Raw genomic sequence first — 24,880 nt, forward strand, 5'->3', positions numbered from 1 at the left:
AAAAAAACTAGCTATAGCACATTTGTTTAAGTTATTAGTTGAAGGTGTGGGTTTGTTGGTATTGAAATGATAGCTTCACCAAACAGAGGATAATAACCTTGTGAATTTAGTGTTACATAGTCAAAATGAAAATTAGTTCATGCGTTCGGTAACGCATTATTGTTTAAGCGTATAGAGTTTATAGGGTTAGTAGCTACTGTATTAATTGAAACTATTAAGGAAAAGTGGTAATCATCAGTCTGAGTGATAAAAATCCTCCAGAAAAAGAAAAGGGATATAAATATAAGAGCACTTCGAAAAGTGCCCTTCAGTAACGACTACTCATTCTAAAAAGAAAGGATGCAATATATCATATGAAGTTAAGTGTATTTAATTATGGGCCTTTATATAAAAGTTTTATTTTGTTTTAAATAAATAGGCGGTTGTTTCCTCAACTACCTTTCAGTAAAACAAAGCACTTTTTCTGAAATAAATTATGGATGGTTCCTCAAAAAGGCTATAGGATATACTCATATTTTTATAACTAAAGTGACGAGCTTAGGTTATAAGAAAGGAAAAATTATATTGTATGAAATCTATTCTAGAATAGTCACAAACAAAGCTGTCTTCCTATTAGAAGGCAGCTTTTTGTTATTAGAAAAAAGAATTAGAAATAAAATAAAAATTCAAGTTACTTGTCCAAACAATATTTTTTAAAATACATAAAATGCTAGTAGTTAGCCAATATTGTCATATTGCTAATTTTTTAGACTACAAGGGGTGATTTTATGTGTGATTGTGAAGTTTGTAGAAGAAAGAAAAACCGAGATCCATTAAATCGGGAGTTTGAGCCGAAAAAACGAGTTTCTGAGCCAATAAAACAGGATTGCGAACCAAAAAAAGGGGACTCTGAATCAATAAGACAGGATTCCGAAATATTAAATTCTTATTCATTTAGTAAAAATTCAAATTTTTTAGAAGAAGCTATACAAGCAGATGAAATCGATCAAGTTTCTGAGGAATATATTGAAATAGTTGATTCAGCAGATGTACAAGTTACTACTACAGATACAAAAGCTGCGCTATCTATTCAAGCGGCATTACAAGCAGCTATTGTGGTTGTAGTAAGTATTTCTATAGCAGATAGTGAAAAGGCAGATAAAATAACACAAGAATTATTTCAAAAATCATCTATTAAACAAATTAATAGACAAAAAACATTTATTAAAAATTCCAGAAACGTAACCGTAACAACTACTGATACAGATATTGCAGTGAATGTTCAAATTCTCCTTCAAATTTTATTAGCTTTATTAGTTAAACTAAACATTTTATAATGTTTCTAATCTGTTTATATTTAGCTATAAGGGTTCACTCTAAGTAAATATTTTTTGTTGTAATATGTGGTACAAGCTTGGAATTCTTATTATGACTGAATTAATATTCAATATTAATGGGAAAGTAAGTGTGGAAAACTGCAAAATAGTAAAATTTAAATACATTATTTAACAGTAAATGAAACTTATGTTTATGTGAAGGAAAGCTGTCTTCTTATTAGAAGCCAGCTTTTTGATTTTATTAGTAAAAATAAGTGGAAATAGAAGATTGAGTTACTTGTCCAAGCAATTTTTATTAAATTACATATAATGCTGGTAGTTATTTAAAAATTTTATAGAAAATTGATTGGAGTGAATATTGTAAATGGATGATTTAAACAAATTTTCTTCCTTTAAGTTTGATAAGGATCAAAAGAATATAATCATAGACCTTTTACTCTCAGATATTTTTAATAGGCATGGGATAAATGAAGAAAGGTTAAAAAATTTATCGCCAGAAAAAAAACAGCAAATTAAAAGTATTGTTTCTGAAATACAATCACAGGTTAATAATTATTTAGATTGAAAGGGGGTGAACTTATGGACAAAGCATGCCATACAGATGAAAATAAAAAGTGGAGTGCATTAGATTCTTCAAATCCTCATCCATCTTTTAAAAATGCCAATGTTTCAGAAGCAGCTGCACAAGAAAGCAAAACTTATCAAATTTCTGAAGAGTCTATTACAATTGTTGATTCAGCAGATGTAGAAGTTACTACTACAGATACAAAAGCTGCGTTATCTATTCAAGCAGCATTACAAGCAGCTATCGTGGTTATAATAAGTATTTCTATAGCAGATAGTGAAAAAGCTGACCGTGTAGCACAAGAATTGTTTCAAAAATCATCTGTTAAACAAGTTAATAAACAAGAAACTGTCATTAGAAATTCTAGAAATGTTACAGTTACGACTACGGATACAGACATAGCAGTAAATGTTCAAATTCTTCTCCAAATTTTATTAGCTTTACTAGTAAAATTAAATATTCTATAAAATATTTGACCTGTTTTTTAAATATGGTGCTTCTTAGGGATAAGTATTCACTTTTTTAATTATAGTACAGGCTAAAATATTAATCATAATTGGACTAATATTTAACATTGCATGAATAATAAGGTTAACAAACAATGTGATGGAAAATAAAGTTTGGTTATTTTTTTAAAAATTAAAAAGCCGTTTCCTTTATTGGATTTGGCCTTTTAATTTTAAACAGTATAAATTTGAAAAGACCACATTAAATTAAGTAATTTAAATATAATAATGAAAAATCCCTAAAATTATTCGTGGTATAGAAAAAATAACAATAAACAATTGGTTAAATTGGAATGATTTTTATTAACAGTTCAACATTTGAAGAATAGTGCATACAATATAAAGTCTTTTCCTTTCTTCATTTAAGTTTTACGTATATAATTTAAAAGTACTATTTTTATTTTATATTTTTTATATTTATAACAGAATAGAGGTTTAAAAATGGGTGTTAAAATCATTACGGATAGTGCGGCGGATTTACCGGTAGAATTGCTGCAAGCATATGATATTGATTTAATTCCACTCCGTGTTTATGATGAAGCAGAAACAGAGTATTTAGATGGAGTTACATTAGAGTCAGTTACATTATTGCAAAACATGAGAGAAGGCGCTGTTTATAGAACGTCATTGCCTTCACTTGAAACTTTCCAAGAAAAATTTGTTTCTTATGCAAAAGAAGGTAATCCTTGTATATATTTAGCTTTTTCATCTGAACTGTCTGGTACATATCAATCGTCAGTTGTTATTAAAGAAGAAGTGAAAGAAACATATGCTGATTTAGATTTAGAAATTATTGATACGAAATGTGCTTCGCTTGGTCAAGGGCTTGTCGTATTAGAAGCTGCTAAAATGGCGAAAGACGGCGCATCAAAAGAAGATATTTTAAAACGTGTTGATTTTCTAATGAACCATATAGAACATATCTTCACAGTAGCTGACTTGCAGTACTTAGTGAGAGGTGGGCGTTTAAGTAAAGTAGCTGGTTTTATCGGTGGTTTACTAAACATTAAACCGATCTTAAACGTGCAAGAAGGAAAACTTGTACCACTTGAAAAGGTAAGAGGGAAAAAGAAAGTACTAAGCCGAATTGTAGATATTATGGAAGAGCGTGGAAAAGACCTTAAAGGTCAAACAATCGCTATGACTCATGGTGATGACATAGAAACAGCTGAAGCTTTAAAAGCATTAATTACAGAGAGATTTGGCTGTGAAGTATTTATCGTAAATACAATTGGAGCTGCAATCGGAGCGCATACAGGACCTGGTGCGTTAACATTGTTCTTCTTAAATGAAGTAGAGTAAAGGATTGATCTTTTGATCAATCCTTTTTTAATCTCATTTATATGTAATTATTTATTCACTTTCTCTTTAAAAGGTAAGAAGGTAGATAGGAAAGTGATAATAGCTAGTCCAAAGCTAAATCTTTCAGTTTGATCAATTACTAAGTCATTTTTCCACTGATAAAGGAAAGAAGCGATTATTAAAAGTAAAACAGCGCCTCCAACATATCTTACTATTTTTCGTGAGGATTCATCTTTAAATTTTACAATCATGTTTATCATCCTTTCGTTTTTATTGAATAATTCGACAAACTAATTTCTAGGATTTGATATTAATAATTCATCTATTAAATTTATTTGGTTTACAATAGATATTTTCTATGTATTAGGTAAATGTAATGAACTATAACTATTTAAATGAAGAATGATAGCTTACATGTAGTTAAATCCTTTTCATTAAGTTTATCGTAATGTAAGTATATGATTCTGTGTTTGTTAATAACAAGTAGTAAAATCACATGAAAAAAATGGACGAAAAATCTAAATTTTAACCATTAAATTTAACAAAGTATCTAGAAATAATCATAGTATGAATGTAAAATTAAAATATATGATACATTTTTTTACATTTGTAAAGTTATGTATTTTCTTAGTATGAAAGATTATGCAATACATAATGGCTTATTTAGTAAAAAGTATGAAATGGTTAAGCAGGGAGAGTAGAAAGATGGAAATAGGGGAACGTATTCGCCATGTTCGGATGCATAAAGGATTAACACAGGGGGAACTCGTATCAGGAATATGTTCAATAACATATTTAAGTAGAATAGAAAGTGGAAAAATAAAACCGTCATCTTCTTTTATAAAAAAGGTTTCTAAGAAGTTAGAAGTTAAGAGCGATTATCTTATAAATGGAAATTACGAGGAGATAAAGCTTACTATTTTTAAAATATGTAATAAATATAAAAAAGATAAAACTATTACAGAAGCTGACTTATCTTTGTTAGAATTATATGTTCGTGAAGTGGATTCAATCCCTTTATTACTAAAGGTATATGGTGTACTGATATACTACCACGCTCGACAAAAAAACGTGCCATATGTGAAGTTACTTATAGATCAAGCTTCGCAAATGATACCAAGTCAAGTCGAAATGCAAGATCCTGAAGATTATATTTATTATTTAAAAGCTCGAGGTTTATATTTTTATAATAAACAAGACTACATTGCTGCTCATGATATTTATGTACAGGCTGAGAGTTTACTTGGTGCAGAAGAAACTGAACAACATGGCCATATATACTATAATTTATGTCATGTATATAAGGAGCTTTATAAAGATAAAAGTATTAGTCGTTTGTATGCCCTAAAAGCTTACAACATATACAGAAAAAATGGTATGCAGAAAAACGTAATAAATACACTTTTAATGCTTGCAATATTGTATATTATGGATGAGTTATATGAAAAGGCACTTGAAATTTTACAGAAAGTAGAAAATAGTTTGGCTACTAATGATGATTCAAAGTATTTACCTATCATTTCATATGATTACGGTAAAATTTATCAAGGTTTGAAAGACTATACGAATGCCATTAAATACTACGAAAAAACTTTGGAATTAAGTGAATTTTTATCACAGAAAGATCAAAAAGTATATGCGTTACGAAACATGTTGGAGATATACATAGAACTTAAAGATTGGAAAAATGTTAATAAGGCTATGAATGAAGCATTTCATTTTTTATCGATTTATGATGTGCCAATTGCATTTGTCCAACTATATGGTTTGAAAGCTAAAGTATTCAAAATACGTGGGGATTATTATGAATATGAGAAAAATATGCAAAAAGCAATTGAAGTGGGATTAGAAAAAAAACAACATCGCTTAGTTGCTGAACTATCCTATGAACTAGGTAACTTTTATAATGAAAATCGCTCTTATAAATTATCTGCGAAATTTTATAAAATATCAGTTGAAAATAAAATGGATTTATAAAGAAGTTTAGTAAAAATTCTTATAAATTGTAAAGGGTTATCCAAAAGAGTAGGGTATTTTATACCTTTTGGATAGCCTCTTTTTTATTACTATTCTATAATTACTGGTCGATAAGGTATCGGTGAAGATAAAATCATCGAAGTTTTTACTGTACCAAATGGTATAACGATATCAATTAATTCCTCTAATTCTTTCATTGAGTGAACCGCTACTCTTAAGTAATAGCTACTTTCACCTGTCACCCGATGACATTCAAGTATTCTATATTCTGTGTATATTTTCTCCTCAAATTTTTTGCATGGAATCTTTAAATTTTCGATTCTTAAAAATGCTTGAATTGATTTTCCAACTGCATCTAATGATATCCGAGCTGTATATTTCTCAAGTATTCCAGTATCTTGTAATCTCTTTAGTCTTTCTGTAACACTAGGGCGGCTGAGGTGTAAGTGTTCGGTCATTTCTGTAATTGTCATTCTGGCATCTTCTTGTAGTAATAACGTAATTTTCTTGTCAATTTCATCCATGAATTATGCTCCTTTACAAAATTGAAAGTAAATTTCTGAAATAAATACATAATATAAAATCTCATGTTAAATTACATGCACTTTTGTATATTGAATAGATTGATAACTTTCTATAATTAAAATATAAATGGAGGTGCATGTAATGTCTAATCATTTTGATGAAACAATTTCTATTAAAAAGGGAACAGCCTTATATGTCGGAGCGGTTTTAGGATCAGGAATTCTTATATTACCTGGTATGACAGCGAGTGTTGCAGAAGGGAATGCGATTGTTTCTTGGCTTATTATGATATTACTTAGTATTCCACTTGCATTCACATTCGCTTTTTTATCGATTGAGTACCCAAGTGCAGGTGGAATTGCCACGTTTGCAGAAAAAGCTTTCGGTAAAAATATAGGTGCTATTATAGGATGGTGTTTTTTTATTGCAGGTAGCGTTGGGCAAATTGTTGTCTCAATGACTGGTGGAATGTATATCGTGAAAGTGTTTGCTTTATCACCGTATTTCTCTTACGTAATAGCGTTTATTATTTTAAGTATTTCAATAGTTTTCAATTTATATGGATTAAAAATGAGTGGATTGTTTCAAGTATGTATTGGTTTATTAACTTTCTTTATTTTGCTAATAACAATTATTAGTTCACTACCTTATATTGAAATAAAAAATATAAATGTACATATTTCTATGCAAGAAATAAATCCGATTTTAGAGGCATCATTATTAATTTTTTGGTCGTTTTTTGGGTGGGAAGCTATTGCAAGTTTAGCTCCTGAATTTAAATCACCTAGAAAAAGAAATATTATTTTATCTACGGGATTTGCAATTGTTATTATTGGAGTTTTATATATAGGTATTGCATTATCAGTAATTGGAACGAAATCCTATCATATAAATGCTGATAATACTACAGCTCTTGTGCTTGTAATGAAGCAAGCATTAGGCGACCAATTTGCATGGATAATTGGATTTGTAGCTTTTATCATTTGTTTAGGGACGACAAATGCATTTATCGCAAGTATCGGGCGCTTAGGTTATTCACTAGGAAAAGAAGAAGTTGCACCGTGTTATTTAGCGCAGATTAATAAAAAAAGAGAAACACCAACAAATGCAGTAAAAGTTGTAAGTTTTATTGCAATAATAGGTTTGTTAATAAGTTTCGTTTTCCATATTAGCATAGATAAAATTGTTTTAATACCGAATTCGTTGGGGATTGTTACATACATAGTCGGTACTGCAGCTGGAATGAAATTAATAAAGAATAGGTTAGGTAAAATTTTTTCTATAGTAGCTTTTACATGTTGTGTGGTTGTTTATCCTTTTATTGGAGGAGTAATACTGATTCCAGTAGCTGTATCGTTTATCTGTTTATGCTATGTACGTTGCAGTAGCAGAAGAAAAGAATATAAATAAGAATGCGTTTGTAGAAATCTAAATATTTAAAGATATTAAATTTTTTACATTTCGTTTATAATTGTGAGGGTAAATATCTGTAACTATTTGTAAAAATAGGAGGCGGCTATAAAAATGCATGAAATTACTAGGTGGGATTTAGATCGATTGTATCCAATTGAGGATATTGTAACTCCAATATTGAGGTTGAAAGAACAATATTATGCGACAAAAGATGTAGAGATTCTTTCAAAACTTATACAATCTATTGAAAAAGCAGAATACTATTTGTATTGCCGATCTGCTGAAGAAAGTATTTCATCTGACCTTACTATATCGACTATGACAGTAAAAGATTTGAAAAAAGAAGTACAGCAAGTAATACAGAAAAGTGAAATGGAAACTTCCAATAATATTAATACTAATTTAATAAAAGATGAACTTGGTGCATGGGAAAATATGTACATACAATTAAGAAATAAGATAGAAATAGAGCACAATAATAAGCAAATATCATTTGGACAAGCAAATAATATTGCAATGAATAGTGATAATGAAAAGGAAAGAGTAGAAGTATTCGAGTTATTAACAAATGCCTTACATAAGGAAAAAGAAATTTTTGCTACTGTATTAAATCAAATAGGGAGATTACGTAATACAAAGAGTAATGAATTAGAAGATAGAGAGATTTTAACGCAATCTCTACATGCTAATGGTATTACTGAAACTGTATTATTACAAATGTGGAATGCGACAGAAGAAAATCTTGATACATTAGTAAGTGTTTTAAACGTGTATAAGAAGGGGGAAGCTTCGATTACATGGCATGAACTTATGACCGTAAAGGAAAATAATGAGATTCATATCCCTTTTTCAGTAGCAGTTCAAAACATATACGATGCGTTTGAAAATATAGATAAAGAATTAGCAGAATTTGCACGGAATGCAATAGAGAGTGGATGGGTGGATGCGGAACCGGAACCGAGAGATAATAAACCACCTGGTGGATTTTGTGCTCCTTTTTTCAGTGAAAAAGAATCACGAATCTCTATGCGTTATGACGGAAGCATCGATAGTGTAAGAGTACTTGCGCACGAACTAGGACATGCTTGGCATTTTTATAATATGAGTTTTGAGCAATCTACTTCTTTTTTAGATGATTATTTGCCAATGAGTACGGCTGAATCGGCGTCTATTTGCTTTGAAACGGTACTCTTAAACTATCTAATTCAAACAACAGATAGTATAGATATGAAAAAGTCATTGCTTAGTTGGAAAATAAGAAACTGTTTTAATTATGTAATGGCAATTCGAGCATCATTTGAATTTGAGAAGAATTTTTATGAAAAGTGTAAAGAAGGTCCATTAAGTGCTGATGAAATCGAGAAATTATCTATTATATCGCAAGAAAAAGCATATGGGCATGCGTTATCAGAATATCAGCCGTTTGTTTGGATGAAATACATTCAATTTTATATTGCAGATGTTCCTTTTTATAATTATCCATACACATTTGGGTATTTAGCTAGTTTTAGTTTATTAGAGATGGCTCAAGAAAGTAAAAGTACTTTTCATCCGAAATATAAGGAGTTTTTACGAGAAACAGGAAAAGCTCCAGTGGAAGAACTTATGAAAAAACATTTTGAAATCGATATAACAAGCTATGTATTCTGGTATAAAGCTTTTAGACAAATTTCGAAAGATGTTGATGAATATTTGAGGCTTATGTAAGGAGAGAGTATAGTGGATCACCAACTTATAAAGGGAATACCTTTTTCAACTTTAGAATATGAAAAAGCTATAAGTTTATTAAAAGGTTGGCTACATGAACAACAAGAGAAACCAAGGTTTGTAGTAACTGCAAATCCTGAAATTGTTATGTCTGCAAAGGAAAGCACGGCTAAATCAAAGCAGTTTAAAAAGATGTTACTTTCTGCAGATTTAATAACAGCGGATGGGATTGGCGTCATAATAGGCTCGAAAATATTAAAAGGAACTTTGAAAGAACGTGTTACTGGGGCAGATATCACTCACGATTTAATAAAATATTGTAATGACAATGAATATCGTGTCTTTCTTTTTGGAGCTGCGCCAGAAAGTAATAAAAAGGCACTAAAAAAATTAAATGAGCAGTTCCCAGGAGCACAGTTTAAAGGACAGCATGGATTTGTAAATGGCGAAGAAATAGAAGAAGTAAAAATGAAAATTAAGCAATTCAAGCCGCACTTACTACTAGTAGGACTAGGTTCACCAAAACAAGAAGAATTCATCTATGAAAACATACAAACATTAAACGTGCCGCTATCTATTGGTATAGGAGGCATGATTGATATAATATCTGGTACTGTAAAAAGAGCACCAAAAATTATGAGGGATACAGGAACTGAATGGCTGTATAGGTTACTTTCGCAGCCGAAACGGTTAAAGAGACAACTCGTACTTCCGAAATTTTTAATTTCAGTTATGGTAGAGAGGATGAAAGGAACACCAAGTTAAGAAAGGATAAACAAGATGATAGAGCCGTTATCTAATGAAAAAGCTAAAGAAATTTTTCGAGAGCTGAAAGTAGAATGTGAATATTTATTTGAATTTAAAATTCAAAAAGCAATACCTATTCATCGTGGTTGGCTAAATTTGAAGTGGAAACTCGAAACGGATGCAGGATCTTTTGTATTAAAGCAATATAATAAAGAACGGTACAAAATGTATAACCCAGAACTTTTAATACAAGCATTACATCACCAGCAAAGACTACATAATAATGGTGTATGTTGTCCGAAGCTTCTAACTTATAAAAATAATGTAATGCATACATCAAAAAATAATGAAAGATTTATAGTTTTAGAACATAAAGAAGGTAATCTAATTTCACCAGGAAAAGTGAATGAAAAGGAAATCTACTCTCTTGGTAAGACAATAGGTCAAATGCATAATTTGTTAAATGATGGCTCTTTAATAGAAGGAGAAAACCCTAAATTTGTTCCGCCTACTAAAGAGGAAAGGTTGAAACATTGGGAAGATAAAAGGAAAGAAGCAGAACAGTTAGGAAAAGAACATATTCTCTCCCATATAAAATTGCAGCAAGAAGCAACACAATTAGTAAATATAGATCAATTTTATAGTAGTAAAAAAGGATGGGTGCACCGTGATCTATGGGTAGATAATTTCTTATTCCATAATGATGAAGTCTCAGCAATTCTAGATTTTGATCGTATGGATTATGATTATGTAGAGTTGGATATTGGGCGTGCGGTTATATCTTGTGCCTTACATGATGGAGTATTAAATAAGAGTCTTGTTGCATCATTTTTAGCCGGATACCGTAATAAATTAGACTTTCCAATAGGGAGTATTGTTCGGGCAATTCAAATGCTTTGGTATATGGAGAGTACATGGTGGATTCATACTAATATGGATCAGAATAGTGTACCACCTTCACGTTTTGCAGATGAAATGAATTGGATAGCTGAAAATTATAGTGCATTACATAATATATTGGCAGACTTATAAGAAAAAAGGAGATAACATTCATGAACAGAATCGGCATTATCGGAGCAATGCAAATCGAAATAGACTTACTTTTAGAAAAACTAGCTATACAAGAAGAACAGACGATTGCGGGAATGCCTTTTTACATTGGCGAATTCATGGGAACAAAAGTAATTATTACACGTTCTGGTGTAGGGAAAGTAAATGCAGCCGCATGTACGCAAACATTAATTCATAAATTTCATGTAGATGCTATCATCAATACAGGTGTTGCTGGAGGGTTACACCGAGATGTAAAAGTTGGTGATATCGTTATTTCAACGAATGTTACCCACCATGATGTAAGTAAAACTCAAATGAAAAACTTATTCCCGTTCCAAGAAGAATTTGTCGCAAGTATGGAATTAGTTGAGTTAGCACGTACAGCATGCAATAGTAGTAGTTTACATATGGAGGTTCATGAAGGAAGAATCGTCAGTGGTGAATGTTTTGTTGAAGATTCAAAACTAAAAGCGAGATTAATAGACGAATATGCGCCGCATTGTACTGAAATGGAAGGTGCAGCAATTGGCCATGTTGCTTACATAAATGAAGTACCATTTCTCGTTATAAGATGTATTTCTGACAGTGCAGATGATGAAGCGCAAATTTCTTATGACGACTTCGCGAAAACTGCCGCAAATTATTGTTCAGAAATTATCGTTGAGATGCTGAAAAATATATCGAGTAAAACTTATAGTTCAAAAGGGGAGAATGACATGTTACAAGCATTAATTTTTGATATGGACGGAACGTTATTTCAAACTGATAAAATTTTAGAATTATCGTTAGATGATACTTTTGATTACTTAAGATCACTACAATTATGGGATACGGTAACACCTATTGAAAAATACCGTGAAATTATGGGTGTGCCTTTGCCGAAAGTCTGGGAAGCTTTATTACCGAATCATTCTATTGAAGTAAGAGAACAAACAGATGCATATTTTTTAGAAAGATTAATTGAAAACATTAAGAGCGGAAAAGGTGCTTTATACCCGAACGTAAAAGAAGTTTTTACATACATAAAAGAAAATAATTGTTCAATATATATTGCTAGTAATGGTTTAACTAAATATTTACGAGCAATCGTATCTTATTATGATTTAGACCAATGGGTTACTGAAACATTTAGTATTGAGCAAATAAACTCACTTAATAAAAGCGACTTAGTAAAAAGTATTTTAAACAAATATGATATAAAAGAAGCAGCTGTAGTTGGGGACCGGTTATCTGATATACGTGCAGCGAAAGATAATGGCTTGATTGCGATTGGATGCAACTTTGATTTTGCACAAGAAGATGAACTTGCGCAGGCGGATTTAGTAATAGATGATTTACTTGAGTTGAAGGGAATATTGCCTACTGTGCAGAGATTATAAATTCATTTAAAAAATCATATAATATTTTAAAAATCCTTCTTCCACGAATGGAGTAGAATTCATTTGTGATAAATTAGTAATAGTTTGATTTTTAAAAAAACTGAGTAGAGGATTATAAAGTGTGTGCAGTTTTTTGCCAATTCCTATATATCTTATTCCACGGAGGAAATATGCTTAAAGATAATTTTAACATTAGTAATATTCCCGCGGTTTTGTGGGGAGATAAAAGTGAAAAAGTTTTTATTGCAGTACATGGAAATAGGTCAAATAAGGAAGATACAGTTATTCAAATATTAGCTGAAGAAGCTAATCAAAAAGGTTATCAAGTATTAAGCTTTGATTTACCTGAGCATGGAGACAGAAAAAATGATAATACTCCTTGCAAAGTACAGTTTTGTGTTAGTGAATTATCGATAATTATGAATTACGCAAAAGAACATTGGAAAAAAGTAAGCGTGTTTGCATGTAGTATAGGAGCTTATTTTAGCCTTTTAGCTTATCAAAATGATGTGATAGAAAAGGCATTATTTTTATCACCAGTAGTTAATATGGAACGAATTATCGAAAATATGATGAAATGGTTTAATGTAACACCAGAGCTTTTGCAAAAAGAAATGACTATAGAGACACCGATTGGTCAAAAGTTATATTGGGATTATTTATGTTATGTAAAAGAACATCCTATTAATACATGGAATACAGATACATATATTATGTACGGATCCAAGGATGAACTGTGCGAATTTGAAACTATTAACTATTTTACAAAAAAACATCGTTGTAAATTAGAAGTCATGGAGACAGGTGAACATTATTTTCATACTGAAGAACAGTTCAAGATATTTGAACAGTGGTTACACAAACGTATCGATTAACAAATTATAATTTATCTTGAACCTGTTAGAGAAGAATAGTGAATATATAAACTAATATTATATTTGAAAGATATTATAAATGTAAAAGTATTCACTTAAACAAACAATTGCCTTAGTTCAATAAGAATTAAACAACTTTATTAATGATTTTTGAGTACAAATATCTTTATATGTATAGAAATTAAACAACTTTAAAGAGCTTTACCACACACTAGAGTGTAGCAAGGCTCTTATATTTTCATAATAAAATAAAACAACTATATTATCGATTTACATCTGAAGTGAAGAATACGCACACTACGAATTAAATAAAAGAACAACCATAAAAATGCTCAGAATAAATAATTCTTGAGCATTTTTACGTATTTTTATATTAAGGGGGAATTTACTTGAAAGATATACATATTCAACAAATTGAAGATTTAATGAAATACGAGCACGATTATCTTGTTCAAGAAAGCAAAGAAGAAGGATTTAATTTCTTAATAAAACTAATAAGTGAATATGAAAATAAAATAAACATATTTAATAAAACTGGAGAATGTTTATATGGTATTTTTCAAGGGGAAAAGTTAATTGGAATAGGAGGGTTAAATGAGGACCCATATACAGAAAACAATAGGATTGGTAGGATAAGGAGATTTTATATTGCAAAAGAATACCGAAGGAAAGGATTAGGGAGGTTACTGTTAGTGCGAATTTTAGGCGAAGCGAAAAAATATTTTAATATTGTTGTCTTACATACAGATACAGAACAGGGTGACAAATTTTATACTTCGAGTGGATTTTTGAAAGGGATAAAATTTGTGGGAGCAAGCCATTATTTGAACTTACATAAAAGGATGTAGTGAATTAATATTTATCTCTCTAATAGAACTTTTGTTCGTTTTTGTATAGATTGATGGTATAATTTATTAGAATCTATTATTAGAATGGGGAATTAGATAATGGGAGAGAATAAAATTATTAATGATTTTAATGAATATTCAATTTGGTTAAATACATTGAAAGGTATGAAAGAGGAATTGTGGGTGGCTCCAATATCAGAGGGGAAATGGACTATTAGCGAGATCATATCACATATTATGAACTGGGATGACTATCTTTTATGTGAGACATTATTATCAGTGAGAAATGGACAGGGAATGGAGTTCCCTGATTTTGATACATATAATAAACTAGCATCTAATTATGCTAAATCAGGTATATCTAAGGTGAAACTTCTTGAAGAAGCAAAAGCTAAAAGAGAATTACTCGTAAAAGAACTTAGATTACTGCCTGATGAAAATCTAAAGACACCTTTAACAGCCAATGGGGTATCACATTGTCCTCATACTGGAACGCCGTATTCTCTTATATATATTATTAAAGAATTTATAGATCATGATAATCATCATAAAAGACAGGTTATTCATTTTTTAAATGAAAATGTAGTTGCTAACTGATAAATAAAAGATCCCGCAAATGATATTTGTGGGATCTTTCTTACATTATAATTTAACATTCATTTGTTTCAATAATCCCTTCGGATCACCTTTCACATAATAAAAATGCGGATTGTTTTCATCATCGTAAAGCATAATATAAGGTTTTTGATTAAGCGGGAGGAGAATAAGTACTTCATCAATTGTTGTATGTAACCATTGATTTGTAATAGAAATTGGTTTAGATAATGGGATTTTTATCATGTGACCATCTTTTGGAACGACGTTTAAGTTTTTGAACGGGCCAGTAATGGATTTAGCGTATTGAACAGCTTCTTTTTGAATAGCTGGATCTAAAGATTGTTTTTGAACGACCATTTCTTTTTGACAATCAAACACTTCAATTTGTTGATTTGTATTTGCGAACACATTTGTTGATAATAAGAAACAAAGAAGAGTAATAACCCCGATTTTTTTAATCATAATACAACACCTCGTTTTTACTATACCCTTAAAACGTTCAAATATTTTTCTGTCACATTGATGTAACAAAGAAGTTGTATAATACAATTGGTTTTTGTTTAATAGCAATGGAGGATAATGTATGAGAGTATTAATAGCAGATGATGAACAAGATATGTTAAGGATTTTAAAGGCTTATTTCGAGAAAGAAGGCTTCGAAGTTTTATTAGCAAAAGATGGAGAAGAAGCACTTCAAATATTTTATGATGAAAAAGTTGATTTAGCTGTTTTAGATTGGATGATGCCGAAACATAGTGGTATTACTGTCTGTCAGGAAATAAAAAAGAATTCAAGCGTAAAAGTGTTAATGCTTACAGCGAAAAGTGAAAGTGAAGATGAATTAGCAGCACTTCAAAGTGGCGCAGATGAATATGTAAAAAAACCATTTCATCCAGGCGTATTAATAACTAGAGCGAAAAAACTTATACAGCATGATGATGTCATTCAAGTTCAAGATTTGAAAATAGATTTCACTAAAAATAAAGTTTATAAAAATGACAAAGAGTTAGATATTACAAAAACAGAGTTAGAATTGATAAAGTGTTTTTTAAATCATAAAGGCATGATTTTAACTCGAAAAAAATTGTTAGATATCGTATGGGGATTTGACTATTTCGGAGAAGAGCGAACTGTTGATACACATGTAAGAAGATTACGTAAAAAAGTAGGAGAAAATATTATAAAGACGCATCGTGGTTTAGGATATAGTTTGGAGGAGCAGAGTGAATAAACTTGGAAAAAAGCTATTTCTCAGCATTTCTATAACTGTTATTCTTATTTTTACAATCTCTTTATTATTAATTAACTATCTTTTACCGAAATATAATATTTACAAAACGCGAGAAAGTTTAGAAGGTATTACAGCACAAATACAGTCCATACCGAGCAAACAACTGGATGAAGCAATTACTAGCATTGAAAATAAAGGAAATGTTACGATTGCGTATACATCAATTAACAATTCGGAAGATCGAATTAATGATGAGTTACGTATGCAACTTACAAGGAAAAGGGTTGCCCTTAATAAACTTTGGATTACAAAAGAAGAAGTAATGAAAGTAAAGAACTTCGGGCAAGCGAATAAAATATATGATCAAGAAAAGATTAAATCTAGTTTTTTTGTGAAATACATTGCGAAAGACGATATGTTAATTTTAGTAGGAGTTTCGATCGCACATTCTAATGAAATAATAAAAGTGTTAAATTCATTTTATTTTTACATTTTTGGCATTACGATTTTTCTCATTATCGTACTTGTATGGATACTTTCAACGACAATCACCAGACCATTGAAAGAATTAAGTAATGTTGCAGAAGATATTTCAAATTTGAAATTTGAACGAGCGAAAGTGAAAACAAATGATGAAATAGGGGACTTAGCTAATAGTATTAATATCATGAGTGAAAAACTAAATGAAGCGCATGAAGATTTAACAGATCGAAATGAACATTTAAAACGATTTATGGGTGATGTGACGCATGAATTAAAGACTCCAATCGCATTAGTGAAAGCATATTCTATGGGAATAAAAGATGGTTTAGATGATGGTACATACATAGATACAATCATTAAACAAACTGATCACATTTCAAACCTAATTGAAGAGTTATTACGATTTTCTAAACTAGAAAGAGATGTTTTAGAAAAAGAAGAATTCGATATTAAATCACTAGTCCAAAGTATATTAGATAAGCATAAGATTGAACTGGAATCGAAAGAAATCAATTTGCAAGTGAACTATAATGTTAGCGATGCAGTTGTTAATGCTGATGTAAATAAAATGAAAATGGTCTTTCAAAATTTAATATCTAATGCGATAAAATATACAGCAAATCAAAATATAAAAATTACTTTAGAAGATAGAAATGAAAATATATATTTTCAAATTCAAAATGGTATGAATGCTGAACAAATGAAAGATATCGATAAAATTTGGGAACCTTTTTACGTCTTAGAATCTTCTCGTAGTAAAGACCATTCTGGTACAGGACTAGGTTTAGCGATAGTGCAAAGTATTTTAGAAAGACATGGTTTTGATTATGGAGTCTCTACAATAGAGCGAGATATAAGATTTTATATTAATATGAAGAATGACTAATTCGAAACTATAAAAAGCATCGTCTATTATTAGGCGATGTTTTTTTTGATTATATGAGAGTAGTAAATCAGAATGTATAACCTCGAAAGCTCGTTTGAAGAGTGTTCTACAAATTTTTCAAGTTGTTGCATGAAATATAAACTGAATTTTCTGTTATTTTGTTGTATAGTAAAAGGAGACATATATGGGGAGGAAAAAGTATGGGGAAAAAGAAAATAGCAATTACATTATCAACAATCTTATCTTTATCAGTCACATCAGGAGTTTCTAGTATGACTGCGTATGCAGACAATAAAGAAACAAACTACATAAATGAGAATGACGTGAAGTTAAATGTGAAAGTTTCAGAAGGAGTACAATCAAATACGAAGATCGAATTAGAAAATGGGATGACAAAACCGATTTACTCGCTTGATGAAGCAATTATCGAAAATCTATTTGTAGAGACGGAAGTTGATAGTGATCGAGATGGAAAAAAGGATCGTGTATCAGTAAAAGTTATGCGTCCAAAAACTAATTCGAATGTGAAAGTTCCCGTTATTTATGAAATGAGTCCATATCGATCTGGCTTAAAAGATGTTCCTGTATATAATGTAGATGAAGAATTGTATGCGTATGAAGGGAAACCGTATGGAGCTGTTAATCTTGGTTCATACGGAAATTATTATGTGCCAAGAGGCTATGCAGTCATTTTAGGTGAAAGTATAGGAACTGGAAAATCAGACGGATGTCCAACTACTGGGGATGAGCAAGAAATATTAGGGACGAAATCTGTCATTGATTGGGTAAATGGGCGTGCGAAAGCATATACAGAAAATGGTGAGGAAGTTAAGGCTGATTGGTCAACAGGAAATGTAGGTATGACAGGCGTTTCTTATAATGGTACGTTACCAAATGCAGTTGCGACGACTGGCGTGGAAGGGTTAAAAACAATTATTCCAATCGCAGCGATTAGTAGTTGGTATGATTATTATCGTGCAAACGGTGCAGTCATTGCGCCTGGTGGATACCAAGGAGAAGATACAGATAACATGGCAGAAGCAGTTCTAACAAGAGAAAATCCTGAAGTTTGCGGACAAGTAATAAAAGAGCTAACAGCTGGACAGGACCGGAAAACTGGTAATTATAATGATTTTTGGGATAAACGTAATTATGTAAAAGATGCTAAAAATGTAAAAGCAAGTGTATTTGTTGTTCATGGTTTAAATGATTGGAATGTAAAGACGAAGCAGTTTGCGCAGTGGTGGGAAGCACTTGGAGAAAATGATGTCCCTCGTAAAATGTGGTTACATCAAGGTGGACACGGTGGAACATCAACAAATGATTGGCAAAGAACACAAAATAAATGGTTCGATTACTGGTTGTATGGAATTGAAAATGGGATTATGAATGAACCGATGGTGGATGTACAACGTGAAAATAAAACTTGGGATAAAATAAAAAATTGGCCGGATCCAGCAGCTGTACCGTCAAAAGTTCGTATGTATTTAAGTAACAAAGCAGTTAATTTGCCATTAAGTATGGGCTCTGCAAATAAAGTTTTCTCATTCGTGGATGATGCAAAAATGAAATCAAATCAATTAATAGAAAACCCAGAATTAGAAGTAGCCAATCGATTAGTGTATACAATGCCTGTACTTCAAAAAGATACGCGTATAAGCGGTACACCAAAGATTTCAATTACAGGAAATATTGATCGATCTGTATCAAATTTAACTGCTTTACTTGTTGATTATGGTGGAGCAAAGCCGGAAATTGTAACGAGAGGCTGGATGGATCCACAAAACTTAAAGAGTATAGAAAATTCAACAGCGATTCAACCGGGCAAAGATTATACATTCACATGGGATATGCAGCCTGATGATTATGTATTTAAAGCGGGGCATCAAATAGGGGGCATTTTAATCGCTAGTGACTATGATTATACGATTAGACCGAAAGCAGGCACGAAGCTTACAGTAAAATTAAGTGAAGTAATATTGCCGATTGTGAAATAAATAGTTATGAATAAAGAGCTTACTGCATAGTAAGCTCTTTAAACTTTGAAATGGGGAGTTTAATGTGAATGTTTATTAGTAGATACAAAAATGCTTACAACAAATAAAAAAATTGCATTCACGATCAATAGACCACTAAAGGTAAGCCCAGCAAAACCTCCAGCGAATCCATCTCCTACTTTTTCATCAATTACGTGCAAGGTGGCGAAGAAAGTATGAAAATACCACTGGCTATTTTCCATATTCGTTGATATTTCTTTGCTATAAAGAAAATGAGTGTATTAAAAGTGATAAGAAGAAAAATAAATCCAATTAATGAATTCATCATATCCTCCTTTCAATATAATTCTGAATTTTCATATGTTCATTTTGAATGGAATATTATACAATATAATTATATTGTATGGAAAGCGAGTGATATAATATGACAGTCAGCTCTTTCGAATTTTTATTAAAAATAAAGGTACAGGAAGATTAATTGAATGAAAATCTTCCGTACGTATAAAACGGAGGAGAAAATAAATGTTTAGTTTTTATAGTACACTTTGCACGGAACTTTATGATTTCACTAAGCCTGTCGGTTATTCTTTAAATGGTGATATTGAGTATTACGAGGAACGTTTAAAAAATTGTAGGGGAAGAATTCTCGAAGCAGCGGTAGGATCAGGGCGTGTCATTATCCCGCTTCTTGAAGCTGGTTTTACAGTAGATGGGATAGATTATTCACCTGAAATGCTAGAATCGTGCCGCGTGCGATGTAAAGAGAGAAACTTACATCCTAATTTATATGAAGGAAGCTTACAACAATTTTCACTGCCACATAAATACGAGGCAATTATCATTCCAACTGGATCTTTTTGTTTAATTGAAAATCGTACAGATTCTATAAACGCATTGAAATGTTTTTATGAACATCTTAATCCAGGCGGGCGATTAATCGTAGATATTATGCTTCCGCATGACTGGAAAACAGGAGAGATTCATACATCGACTTTTTCTTTGCCGAGTGGAGACGGAATTACATTAGAAAATAAATCAATTGAAATAGATTGGCTGAACCAAGTTACTCTATCATATTTAAAATATGAAAAATGGAGTAAAGGGCAGTTAGTACAAACAGAACTACAACGCTTTGCGATACGCTGGTATGGAATAGAAGAGTTTAAACTTCTGCTAGAAAGTATAGGTTTCTCTAACATTACTTACTCCGCTGACTATGTTTATGAAAAAGAACCGTCAAATGCAAGTCAAATGTTTACTTTTGAAGCTGTGCGAAACGAAAAATAAAGAACTATGTATGAAAATAAGGCAATCGATATAATATCGGCTGCCTTATTTCAATTGTATATTACTTACATGGTATTACGTTCCGGTTGTCCAAGCATTCTTCTACTAACTACATATACTACTTATATTAAAGGCAGTTACTATTTCAAATAGAAATGTTATTTTTCTATAAATGATATTTTAGAGAAGTAGGGGATAAATTTGGAAAACGTAGAACAAGACAGAATTGAAAATCAAGTGTATTCCAATCGTGTAGTAAGATCAGAATTTGATGCGAATTGGGAAACATGTATATCAAAAAGTGGCTATGTAATTTATGTAGCAACAAGTAATAATGCTGAAGTAATAGTACTTCTTGCAGATGGTTCAAGTAAACTATTAATTTTTGAAAAAGGCGGTAAAGTAGTAGTAGGCGGTGGTGGTACAAGTCATTACAGTAAGCCGCATATTGCAAGAAATATTTAAGGTAGTACATGTATTTGAGAAGAAGCTGGAAAACGGTTATTCATTCATGTTTAGAGTATGATAGACTAACCGTTTTTATTTGTTTATATTATTTTAGAAGAACTCGATTGATTACAAATACATCGGTATGACCAGCAAAAATTAGGAGGAAATTGTACGGATAAGAATTCGAAATATAATGTAAGTTTGGAAGAAACATATAAGCAATTTTAAAAAGTATTTCCTATTTCGGGAAATGCTTTTTCTATGTTATAGTATAATAGTGTTTCGAAACGATGTTATTTTAATATACTTCAAATCTTGTTGTGTATTATTTTTATATTAAATTAGTTGTGCAAGTATTTTTTTATATAAGGAGTAACAATTAGAGAAATGAAAAATATAGACTTTATACTAGAAAGTGATGAGGCATTAAAACCGTCGGAACGATTAGTACTATTATTATTAGAGAAGCATAGAATGTTATATACGAACGATCTATTAGCGTTATCTAATTTATCATATAAAACATTAACAGATTCATTAACAGCGCTTGTTTTAAAATCATATGTGTTAAAGGAAACAGGTAAGGGAAGAAGACAGAATTGTTATAGATTAGTATGATAAGACTGCTTATTTTAGAGAATTTATATTGATATTTTTCGAATGTAAGGAGAAAAAGGATTTTAATTTTCAAATGAAAAACGAACCGCAATACGTACTTGAATATTTGAATTTCATTTTTGTTAATGATAATTTTATAATTATCGAAAATAGAAAAATAAAATAAACTGCATATAAAAGAAATAAAAAACAATCCGTTTTTAAAATGGATTGTTTTTTATTGGAATAATATTATTTGATGAATGGAAAACAGGAATGATTATTCTACTTCACTTGTGTACTTTTCAGGTAATAATTCCATTACGTTACATTTTACAAGTTCACCATTATAAGAAAGTATAACGTTCGTATTTTTTCCGTAATCACTTATTAATTCTCGACACATACCACATGGAGCAACAACCCAACATTTTTCTATGTCTTCATGAGGGTGTGGGTGAGCAACTGCTACAATGGTATCAAATTCATGATCGCCTTCTGAAATAGATTTTCCAATCACCATAGCTTCACCGCACACTGTTATTCTTCCGACATTCGCTTCAACATGCACTGCTGCATAAATATTACCTGTTTTAGTTCTTACAGCTGATCCGATATGATGACGACCATATTTATAGTTTTTTTCGATTACTTTTTCAGCAGCTGTAATTAAATCATAGTCTTCACTATTTAAAGGCATTACTTTTAACATAATTTCTCCTCCGTATTAAACATGATTATTTTTGTTTTAACATAAATTTTTAATATTTAAAACAAAAGATAGAGATTAGAGTGATAATATTATTATGTAAACTGTTATTTTAACAGGAAATTATAATAATCAATAGAACATATAGAAGAGTATACTTAAATATTTTGAAAGATGGGAGATTATTATGGCGATTTTACAATCAATAGTACAAGCTATTATAAGTGGTAATAAGGAAGAAGTGGTGGAGTTTATAAAGACGAATCCAAGTGCTGTTAACGAATTTAGTGACGATGGTTGGACTCTACTTCATTTATCGGCTTATTTTGGACAAAAAGAGATAGCAAGTTTTCTTTTAGAAAGTGGGGCAGATATACATATTAGAGCAAAAAACGAAAATGAAAATACACCTTTGCAAGCGGCCATAGCGAATAAACAAAGTGAGCTTGTTGCTTACTTAATTGAAAGTAGATCAGATGTAAATGCTATACAAAGTGGGGGTTGGACAGGGTTACATGAAGCAGCATTATTAGGAAGTGAAGAAATAGTTATGTTACTTCTTGAAAATGGAGCTAATAAAGCGATTAAGAAAAATGATGGAAAAACAGCGTATGATATTGCGTTAGAAAAAGAATATGATCACCTTTTACACCATTTAAAACAGGAAGTGAACGTATGATAAATAAGTGGAGCGTAGGCATATTTTTATTTAACGAGGTAGAAGTGTTAGACTTCGCGGGGCCATTTGAAGTTTTTTCTGTAACTGAAGCGGATGAAGAAAAACCATTTACTGTTTACACAGTTAGCCAAAATGGAGAAATGATTACAGCAAGAAACGGATTAAAGGTAAAGCCAGATTATAGTATTGAAGATTTACCACCAGTTGATATTTTAATCATTCCAGGTGGTAAAGGTGTTCGGGAAAATGAAGTACAAAATGATATTATAATAAATTGGGTTCGTCAGCAAATGAAAGAAGTAAAGCTAATGACTTCAGTTTGTACGGGTGCGCTATTACTTGCGAAAGCCGGTTTACTGGAAGGCTTAAAAGCAACAACGCATTGGGCTAGTATTCAAACCTTCAAAAAAGATTTTCCGAATGTAGAAGTAATGGAGAATGTGAAATTTGTAGATGAAGGACACATTATTACATCTGCAGGTATTTCAGCTGGTATTAACATGTCATTTCATATTGTGAAAAATTTGTTAGGTGTGGAGATTGCTGAGGAAACAGCAAAAAGCATGGAATATGAAATTGAATTGTAAAATAAAAAAGCCCAATTGGGGCTTTTTTATTTAGTAAAGTTTCCTAACAGGTGATCTATGCTCAAAATCTTAGTTCTAAAACAGTAATTCCAGTTTTATCGAATATACGACAATTTATCCCGCATTAATGGGCAGTAAGACCCTCACCTCAAAATTCAGCGAAGGCAAAGAAGTTAGGTGGGGGTTGGGCTGCCCATAAAAGCCCGATTGGTTCAACTAATAATCAGTGGGGGATGAAGAAAAACCCCACTAATTAAAGTTTCACTTTATCTTTTTCCTCCTTGTAAGCATGTTATAACATCGATATGTAGGGAAGGTATTTTGTGTGTAAAAAAACTCTTCTACAATAATAGAAAAAGAATAACAGAAACTACTATTTTATGGCAGCATACATAAAAAAATTCAAAGTAAATATGGAAATGTCGTCGAATGCTATCTTTAATTGGTTGATTTGTAAGATATTTTTGTGAAGGAGCTTATTTTATAAGAATAGAATTATAGTTAGTAAGGGATTATGCCGAGGGTAGTGAAAATATATGTGTTAGGGGGATTTCATAATGAGGAAACTCAAGCGAATAAATGTTCCTAATATAGAAGAGCAACTATCACAGCCTAATGAGAAGCGAGCAATTAATAAGAAAAAACTAAGACGATTTATATTCATGTTTATATTTATTGCGGCGGCTACTTTGTACCTTCAATTTATTTTAACGAAACAACAAGAAATAATCGTAGAAAAAAAAGATACAATAACGAATCAAAAAAAACAATTGGTCTCTTTAAAGAAAGACCAGGATTCTTTAAAGACTAACATAGAAAATTTAACAGACGATGAGGAAGAAATTTTGAAGTTTGCGAGAAAAGAATATCAATTTTCAAAGTCAAATGAAACTATATTTGTGTTGCCGAAGTAGTGTAATAGAACAGTTAGCGATTGCTAGCTGTTTTTTTATGTATGAATGGCATGGTACAAGTAACAATCACATATTGTAAAAATGAAGAGTTTGAGCTGTTTTTATACTTATGGAATATACACTGAAATAAATGTTGTTAAAATTCTGTCAATTGTATTATAATACAAGGTGAGCGGATACATTTCTTAATCAACGTTGAGTTTATCACTCATACGACTATTAAGAAAACCGTTATCCCGTATTAGAAAGG

The 24,880-nt window shown here is 31.0% G+C and carries 26 protein-coding genes and 1 pseudogene; 22 read left to right on the forward strand and 5 right to left on the reverse strand.

The features are described 5' to 3' along the window. Window positions 1-767: 767 nt before the first annotated feature. The 4 genes from AC1DMU_RS05460 (at window position 768) to AC1DMU_RS05475 (ending at window position 3,689) form a co-directional block, all read left to right on the forward strand. Window positions 768-1,316 carry a spore coat protein gene (locus AC1DMU_RS05460; RefSeq protein WP_088063740.1) on the forward strand — a complete coding sequence of 183 codons (549 nt, stop codon included), beginning with the start codon at window positions 768-770 and terminating at the stop codon, window positions 1,314-1,316. Between the two features lie 364 nt (window positions 1,317-1,680). Beyond that, complete coding sequence (locus AC1DMU_RS05465; protein WP_060487103.1) at window positions 1,681-1,881, forward strand: hypothetical protein; 201 nt, start codon at window positions 1,681-1,683, stop codon at window positions 1,879-1,881. 14 nt (window positions 1,882-1,895) lie between these two features. After that, window positions 1,896-2,348 (forward strand): spore coat protein, encoded by a 453-nt coding sequence (locus tag AC1DMU_RS05470; protein WP_088063739.1) that lies wholly within the window; start codon window positions 1,896-1,898, stop codon window positions 2,346-2,348. A gap of 480 nt (window positions 2,349-2,828) precedes the next feature. After that, entirely contained in the window at window positions 2,829-3,689 is an 861-nt protein-coding gene (locus AC1DMU_RS05475) for a DegV family protein (protein WP_088122376.1), read from the forward strand. A gap of 47 nt (window positions 3,690-3,736) precedes the next feature. Here AC1DMU_RS05475 and AC1DMU_RS05480 read toward each other — a convergent pair whose 3' ends face one another. After that, window positions 3,737-3,940, reverse strand: coding sequence for a hypothetical protein (locus tag AC1DMU_RS05480; protein WP_075307469.1), 204 nt, complete (start codon window positions 3,938-3,940; stop codon window positions 3,737-3,739). Window positions 3,941-4,394: 454 nt separating this feature from the next. Here AC1DMU_RS05480 and AC1DMU_RS05485 point away from each other — a divergent pair, with 454 nt between their 5' ends. Further along, window positions 4,395-5,666, forward strand: coding sequence for a helix-turn-helix domain-containing protein (locus AC1DMU_RS05485; protein WP_088063737.1), 1,272 nt, complete (start codon window positions 4,395-4,397; stop codon window positions 5,664-5,666). An 89-nt stretch (window positions 5,667-5,755) separates the two neighbouring features. Here the strand turns inward: AC1DMU_RS05485 and AC1DMU_RS05490 are convergent, their stop codons facing one another. Beyond that, a complete protein-coding gene (locus AC1DMU_RS05490; protein WP_088063736.1) occupies window positions 5,756-6,190 on the reverse strand; it encodes an Lrp/AsnC family transcriptional regulator in 435 nt (144 codons plus the stop codon). Window positions 6,191-6,332: 142 nt separating this feature from the next. Here AC1DMU_RS05490 and AC1DMU_RS05495 point away from each other — a divergent pair, with 142 nt between their 5' ends. The 8 genes from AC1DMU_RS05495 (at window position 6,333) to AC1DMU_RS05530 (ending at window position 14,810) form a co-directional block, all read left to right on the forward strand. Continuing rightward, window positions 6,333-7,601, forward strand: a complete 1,269-nt coding sequence (locus AC1DMU_RS05495; protein WP_088063735.1) for an APC family permease — start codon at window positions 6,333-6,335, stop codon at window positions 7,599-7,601. Window positions 7,602-7,715: 114 nt separating this feature from the next. Then, complete coding sequence (locus AC1DMU_RS05500; RefSeq protein WP_088063734.1) at window positions 7,716-9,311, forward strand: M3 family metallopeptidase; 1,596 nt, start codon at window positions 7,716-7,718, stop codon at window positions 9,309-9,311. A gap of 12 nt (window positions 9,312-9,323) precedes the next feature. Beyond that, a complete protein-coding gene (locus AC1DMU_RS05505; RefSeq protein WP_088063733.1) occupies window positions 9,324-10,076 on the forward strand; it encodes a WecB/TagA/CpsF family glycosyltransferase in 753 nt (250 codons plus the stop codon). A 15-nt stretch (window positions 10,077-10,091) separates the two neighbouring features. Continuing rightward, window positions 10,092-11,090, forward strand: a complete 999-nt coding sequence (locus AC1DMU_RS05510) for a phosphotransferase (RefSeq protein WP_088063732.1) — start codon at window positions 10,092-10,094, stop codon at window positions 11,088-11,090. 20 nt (window positions 11,091-11,110) lie between these two features. Continuing rightward, window positions 11,111-12,490, forward strand: a complete 1,380-nt coding sequence (locus AC1DMU_RS05515; protein ID WP_088063731.1) for a 5'-methylthioadenosine/adenosylhomocysteine nucleosidase — start codon at window positions 11,111-11,113, stop codon at window positions 12,488-12,490. Between the two features lie 170 nt (window positions 12,491-12,660). After that, on the forward strand, window positions 12,661-13,365 hold the full coding sequence (locus AC1DMU_RS05520; protein WP_142291759.1) for an alpha/beta hydrolase: 705 nt from the start codon (window positions 12,661-12,663) through the stop codon (window positions 13,363-13,365). A gap of 389 nt (window positions 13,366-13,754) precedes the next feature. Continuing rightward, window positions 13,755-14,213 carry a GNAT family N-acetyltransferase gene (locus tag AC1DMU_RS05525; protein WP_088063729.1) on the forward strand — a complete coding sequence of 153 codons (459 nt, stop codon included), beginning with the start codon at window positions 13,755-13,757 and terminating at the stop codon, window positions 14,211-14,213. A gap of 99 nt (window positions 14,214-14,312) precedes the next feature. Beyond that, complete coding sequence (locus tag AC1DMU_RS05530; RefSeq protein ID WP_088063728.1) at window positions 14,313-14,810, forward strand: DinB family protein; 498 nt, start codon at window positions 14,313-14,315, stop codon at window positions 14,808-14,810. 45 nt (window positions 14,811-14,855) lie between these two features. On the opposite strand, the gene AC1DMU_RS05535 is transcribed toward AC1DMU_RS05530, so the two are convergent. Further along, entirely contained in the window at window positions 14,856-15,272 is a 417-nt protein-coding gene (locus AC1DMU_RS05535) for a hypothetical protein (RefSeq protein WP_046954155.1), read from the reverse strand. Between the two features lie 121 nt (window positions 15,273-15,393). Between AC1DMU_RS05535 and AC1DMU_RS05540 the strand changes: the two genes are divergently transcribed. The 3 genes from AC1DMU_RS05540 (at window position 15,394) to AC1DMU_RS05550 (ending at window position 19,407) form a co-directional block, all read left to right on the forward strand. Further along, complete coding sequence (locus AC1DMU_RS05540; protein ID WP_046959692.1) at window positions 15,394-16,041, forward strand: response regulator transcription factor; 648 nt, start codon at window positions 15,394-15,396, stop codon at window positions 16,039-16,041. After that, window positions 16,034-17,410 (forward strand): sensor histidine kinase, encoded by a 1,377-nt coding sequence (locus tag AC1DMU_RS05545; RefSeq protein ID WP_088063727.1) that lies wholly within the window; start codon window positions 16,034-16,036, stop codon window positions 17,408-17,410. The genes AC1DMU_RS05540 and AC1DMU_RS05545 overlap by 8 nt, the downstream gene beginning before the upstream one ends. A 200-nt stretch (window positions 17,411-17,610) precedes the next feature. Beyond that, window positions 17,611-19,407, forward strand: a complete 1,797-nt coding sequence (locus AC1DMU_RS05550; RefSeq protein WP_088063726.1) for a Xaa-Pro dipeptidyl-peptidase — start codon at window positions 17,611-17,613, stop codon at window positions 19,405-19,407. A gap of 59 nt (window positions 19,408-19,466) precedes the next feature. Here the strand turns inward: AC1DMU_RS05550 and AC1DMU_RS05555 are convergent. Continuing rightward, window positions 19,467-19,732: pseudogene (locus AC1DMU_RS05555) on the reverse strand (hypothetical protein). Between the two features lie 197 nt (window positions 19,733-19,929). Here AC1DMU_RS05555 and AC1DMU_RS05560 point away from each other — a divergent pair. The 3 genes from AC1DMU_RS05560 to AC1DMU_RS05570 all read left to right on the forward strand — a co-directional run bounded on the left by AC1DMU_RS05560 (window position 19,930) and on the right by AC1DMU_RS05570 (window position 21,762). Next, window positions 19,930-20,694 (forward strand): class I SAM-dependent methyltransferase, encoded by a 765-nt coding sequence (locus AC1DMU_RS05560; protein WP_088063725.1) that lies wholly within the window; start codon window positions 19,930-19,932, stop codon window positions 20,692-20,694. 201 nt (window positions 20,695-20,895) lie between these two features. Beyond that, window positions 20,896-21,159, forward strand: coding sequence for a hypothetical protein (locus AC1DMU_RS05565; protein ID WP_000432423.1), 264 nt, complete (start codon window positions 20,896-20,898; stop codon window positions 21,157-21,159). Window positions 21,160-21,531: 372 nt separating this feature from the next. After that, window positions 21,532-21,762, forward strand: coding sequence for a hypothetical protein (locus tag AC1DMU_RS05570; protein ID WP_000789031.1), 231 nt, complete (start codon window positions 21,532-21,534; stop codon window positions 21,760-21,762). Window positions 21,763-22,021: 259 nt separating this feature from the next. Here the strand turns inward: AC1DMU_RS05570 and AC1DMU_RS05575 are convergent, their stop codons facing one another. Next, window positions 22,022-22,453 (reverse strand): cytidine deaminase, encoded by a 432-nt coding sequence (locus tag AC1DMU_RS05575; RefSeq protein ID WP_088063724.1) that lies wholly within the window; start codon window positions 22,451-22,453, stop codon window positions 22,022-22,024. 184 nt (window positions 22,454-22,637) lie between these two features. Between AC1DMU_RS05575 and AC1DMU_RS05580 the strand changes: the two genes are divergently transcribed. The 3 genes from AC1DMU_RS05580 to AC1DMU_RS05590 all read left to right on the forward strand — a co-directional run bounded on the left by AC1DMU_RS05580 (window position 22,638) and on the right by AC1DMU_RS05590 (window position 24,630). Further along, window positions 22,638-23,129 carry an ankyrin repeat domain-containing protein gene (locus tag AC1DMU_RS05580; RefSeq protein ID WP_142291758.1) on the forward strand — a complete coding sequence of 164 codons (492 nt, stop codon included), beginning with the start codon at window positions 22,638-22,640 and terminating at the stop codon, window positions 23,127-23,129. Further along, window positions 23,126-23,716, forward strand: a complete 591-nt coding sequence (locus AC1DMU_RS05585; protein WP_088063722.1) for a DJ-1/PfpI family protein — start codon at window positions 23,126-23,128, stop codon at window positions 23,714-23,716. Before AC1DMU_RS05580 ends, AC1DMU_RS05585 begins: the two co-directional genes overlap by 4 nt. 557 nt (window positions 23,717-24,273) lie before the next feature. Continuing rightward, complete coding sequence (locus tag AC1DMU_RS05590) at window positions 24,274-24,630, forward strand: FtsB family cell division protein (RefSeq protein WP_001228712.1); 357 nt, start codon at window positions 24,274-24,276, stop codon at window positions 24,628-24,630. Window positions 24,631-24,880: the final 250 nt, after the last annotated feature.

Source organism: Bacillus sp. 01N45 (assembly GCF_056399205.1).

Coding starts and splice junctions, on each gene's coding strand:
- AC1DMU_RS05460 (WP_088063740.1), top strand. CDS start 768: ATGTGTGATTGTGAAGTTTGTAGAAGAAAGAAAAACCGAGATCCATTA.
- AC1DMU_RS05465 (WP_060487103.1), top strand. CDS start 1,681: ATGGATGATTTAAACAAATTTTCTTCCTTTAAGTTTGATAAGGATCAA.
- AC1DMU_RS05470 (WP_088063739.1), top strand. CDS start 1,896: ATGGACAAAGCATGCCATACAGATGAAAATAAAAAGTGGAGTGCATTA.
- AC1DMU_RS05475 (WP_088122376.1), top strand. CDS start 2,829: ATGGGTGTTAAAATCATTACGGATAGTGCGGCGGATTTACCGGTAGAA.
- AC1DMU_RS05480 (WP_075307469.1), bottom strand. CDS start 3,940: ATGATTGTAAAATTTAAAGATGAATCCTCACGAAAAATAGTAAGATAT.
- AC1DMU_RS05485 (WP_088063737.1), top strand. CDS start 4,395: ATGGAAATAGGGGAACGTATTCGCCATGTTCGGATGCATAAAGGATTA.
- AC1DMU_RS05490 (WP_088063736.1), bottom strand. CDS start 6,190: ATGGATGAAATTGACAAGAAAATTACGTTATTACTACAAGAAGATGCC.
- AC1DMU_RS05495 (WP_088063735.1), top strand. CDS start 6,333: ATGTCTAATCATTTTGATGAAACAATTTCTATTAAAAAGGGAACAGCC.
- AC1DMU_RS05500 (WP_088063734.1), top strand. CDS start 7,716: ATGCATGAAATTACTAGGTGGGATTTAGATCGATTGTATCCAATTGAG.
- AC1DMU_RS05510 (WP_088063732.1), top strand. CDS start 10,092: ATGATAGAGCCGTTATCTAATGAAAAAGCTAAAGAAATTTTTCGAGAG.
- AC1DMU_RS05515 (WP_088063731.1), top strand. CDS start 11,111: ATGAACAGAATCGGCATTATCGGAGCAATGCAAATCGAAATAGACTTA.
- AC1DMU_RS05520 (WP_142291759.1), top strand. CDS start 12,661: ATGCTTAAAGATAATTTTAACATTAGTAATATTCCCGCGGTTTTGTGG.
- AC1DMU_RS05530 (WP_088063728.1), top strand. CDS start 14,313: ATGGGAGAGAATAAAATTATTAATGATTTTAATGAATATTCAATTTGG.
- AC1DMU_RS05535 (WP_046954155.1), bottom strand. CDS start 15,272: ATGATTAAAAAAATCGGGGTTATTACTCTTCTTTGTTTCTTATTATCA.
- AC1DMU_RS05540 (WP_046959692.1), top strand. CDS start 15,394: ATGAGAGTATTAATAGCAGATGATGAACAAGATATGTTAAGGATTTTA.
- AC1DMU_RS05550 (WP_088063726.1), top strand. CDS start 17,611: ATGGGGAAAAAGAAAATAGCAATTACATTATCAACAATCTTATCTTTA.
- AC1DMU_RS05560 (WP_088063725.1), top strand. CDS start 19,930: ATGTTTAGTTTTTATAGTACACTTTGCACGGAACTTTATGATTTCACT.
- AC1DMU_RS05570 (WP_000789031.1), top strand. CDS start 21,532: ATGAAAAATATAGACTTTATACTAGAAAGTGATGAGGCATTAAAACCG.
- AC1DMU_RS05575 (WP_088063724.1), bottom strand. CDS start 22,453: ATGTTAAAAGTAATGCCTTTAAATAGTGAAGACTATGATTTAATTACA.
- AC1DMU_RS05580 (WP_142291758.1), top strand. CDS start 22,638: ATGGCGATTTTACAATCAATAGTACAAGCTATTATAAGTGGTAATAAG.
- AC1DMU_RS05585 (WP_088063722.1), top strand. CDS start 23,126: ATGATAAATAAGTGGAGCGTAGGCATATTTTTATTTAACGAGGTAGAA.
- AC1DMU_RS05590 (WP_001228712.1), top strand. CDS start 24,274: ATGAGGAAACTCAAGCGAATAAATGTTCCTAATATAGAAGAGCAACTA.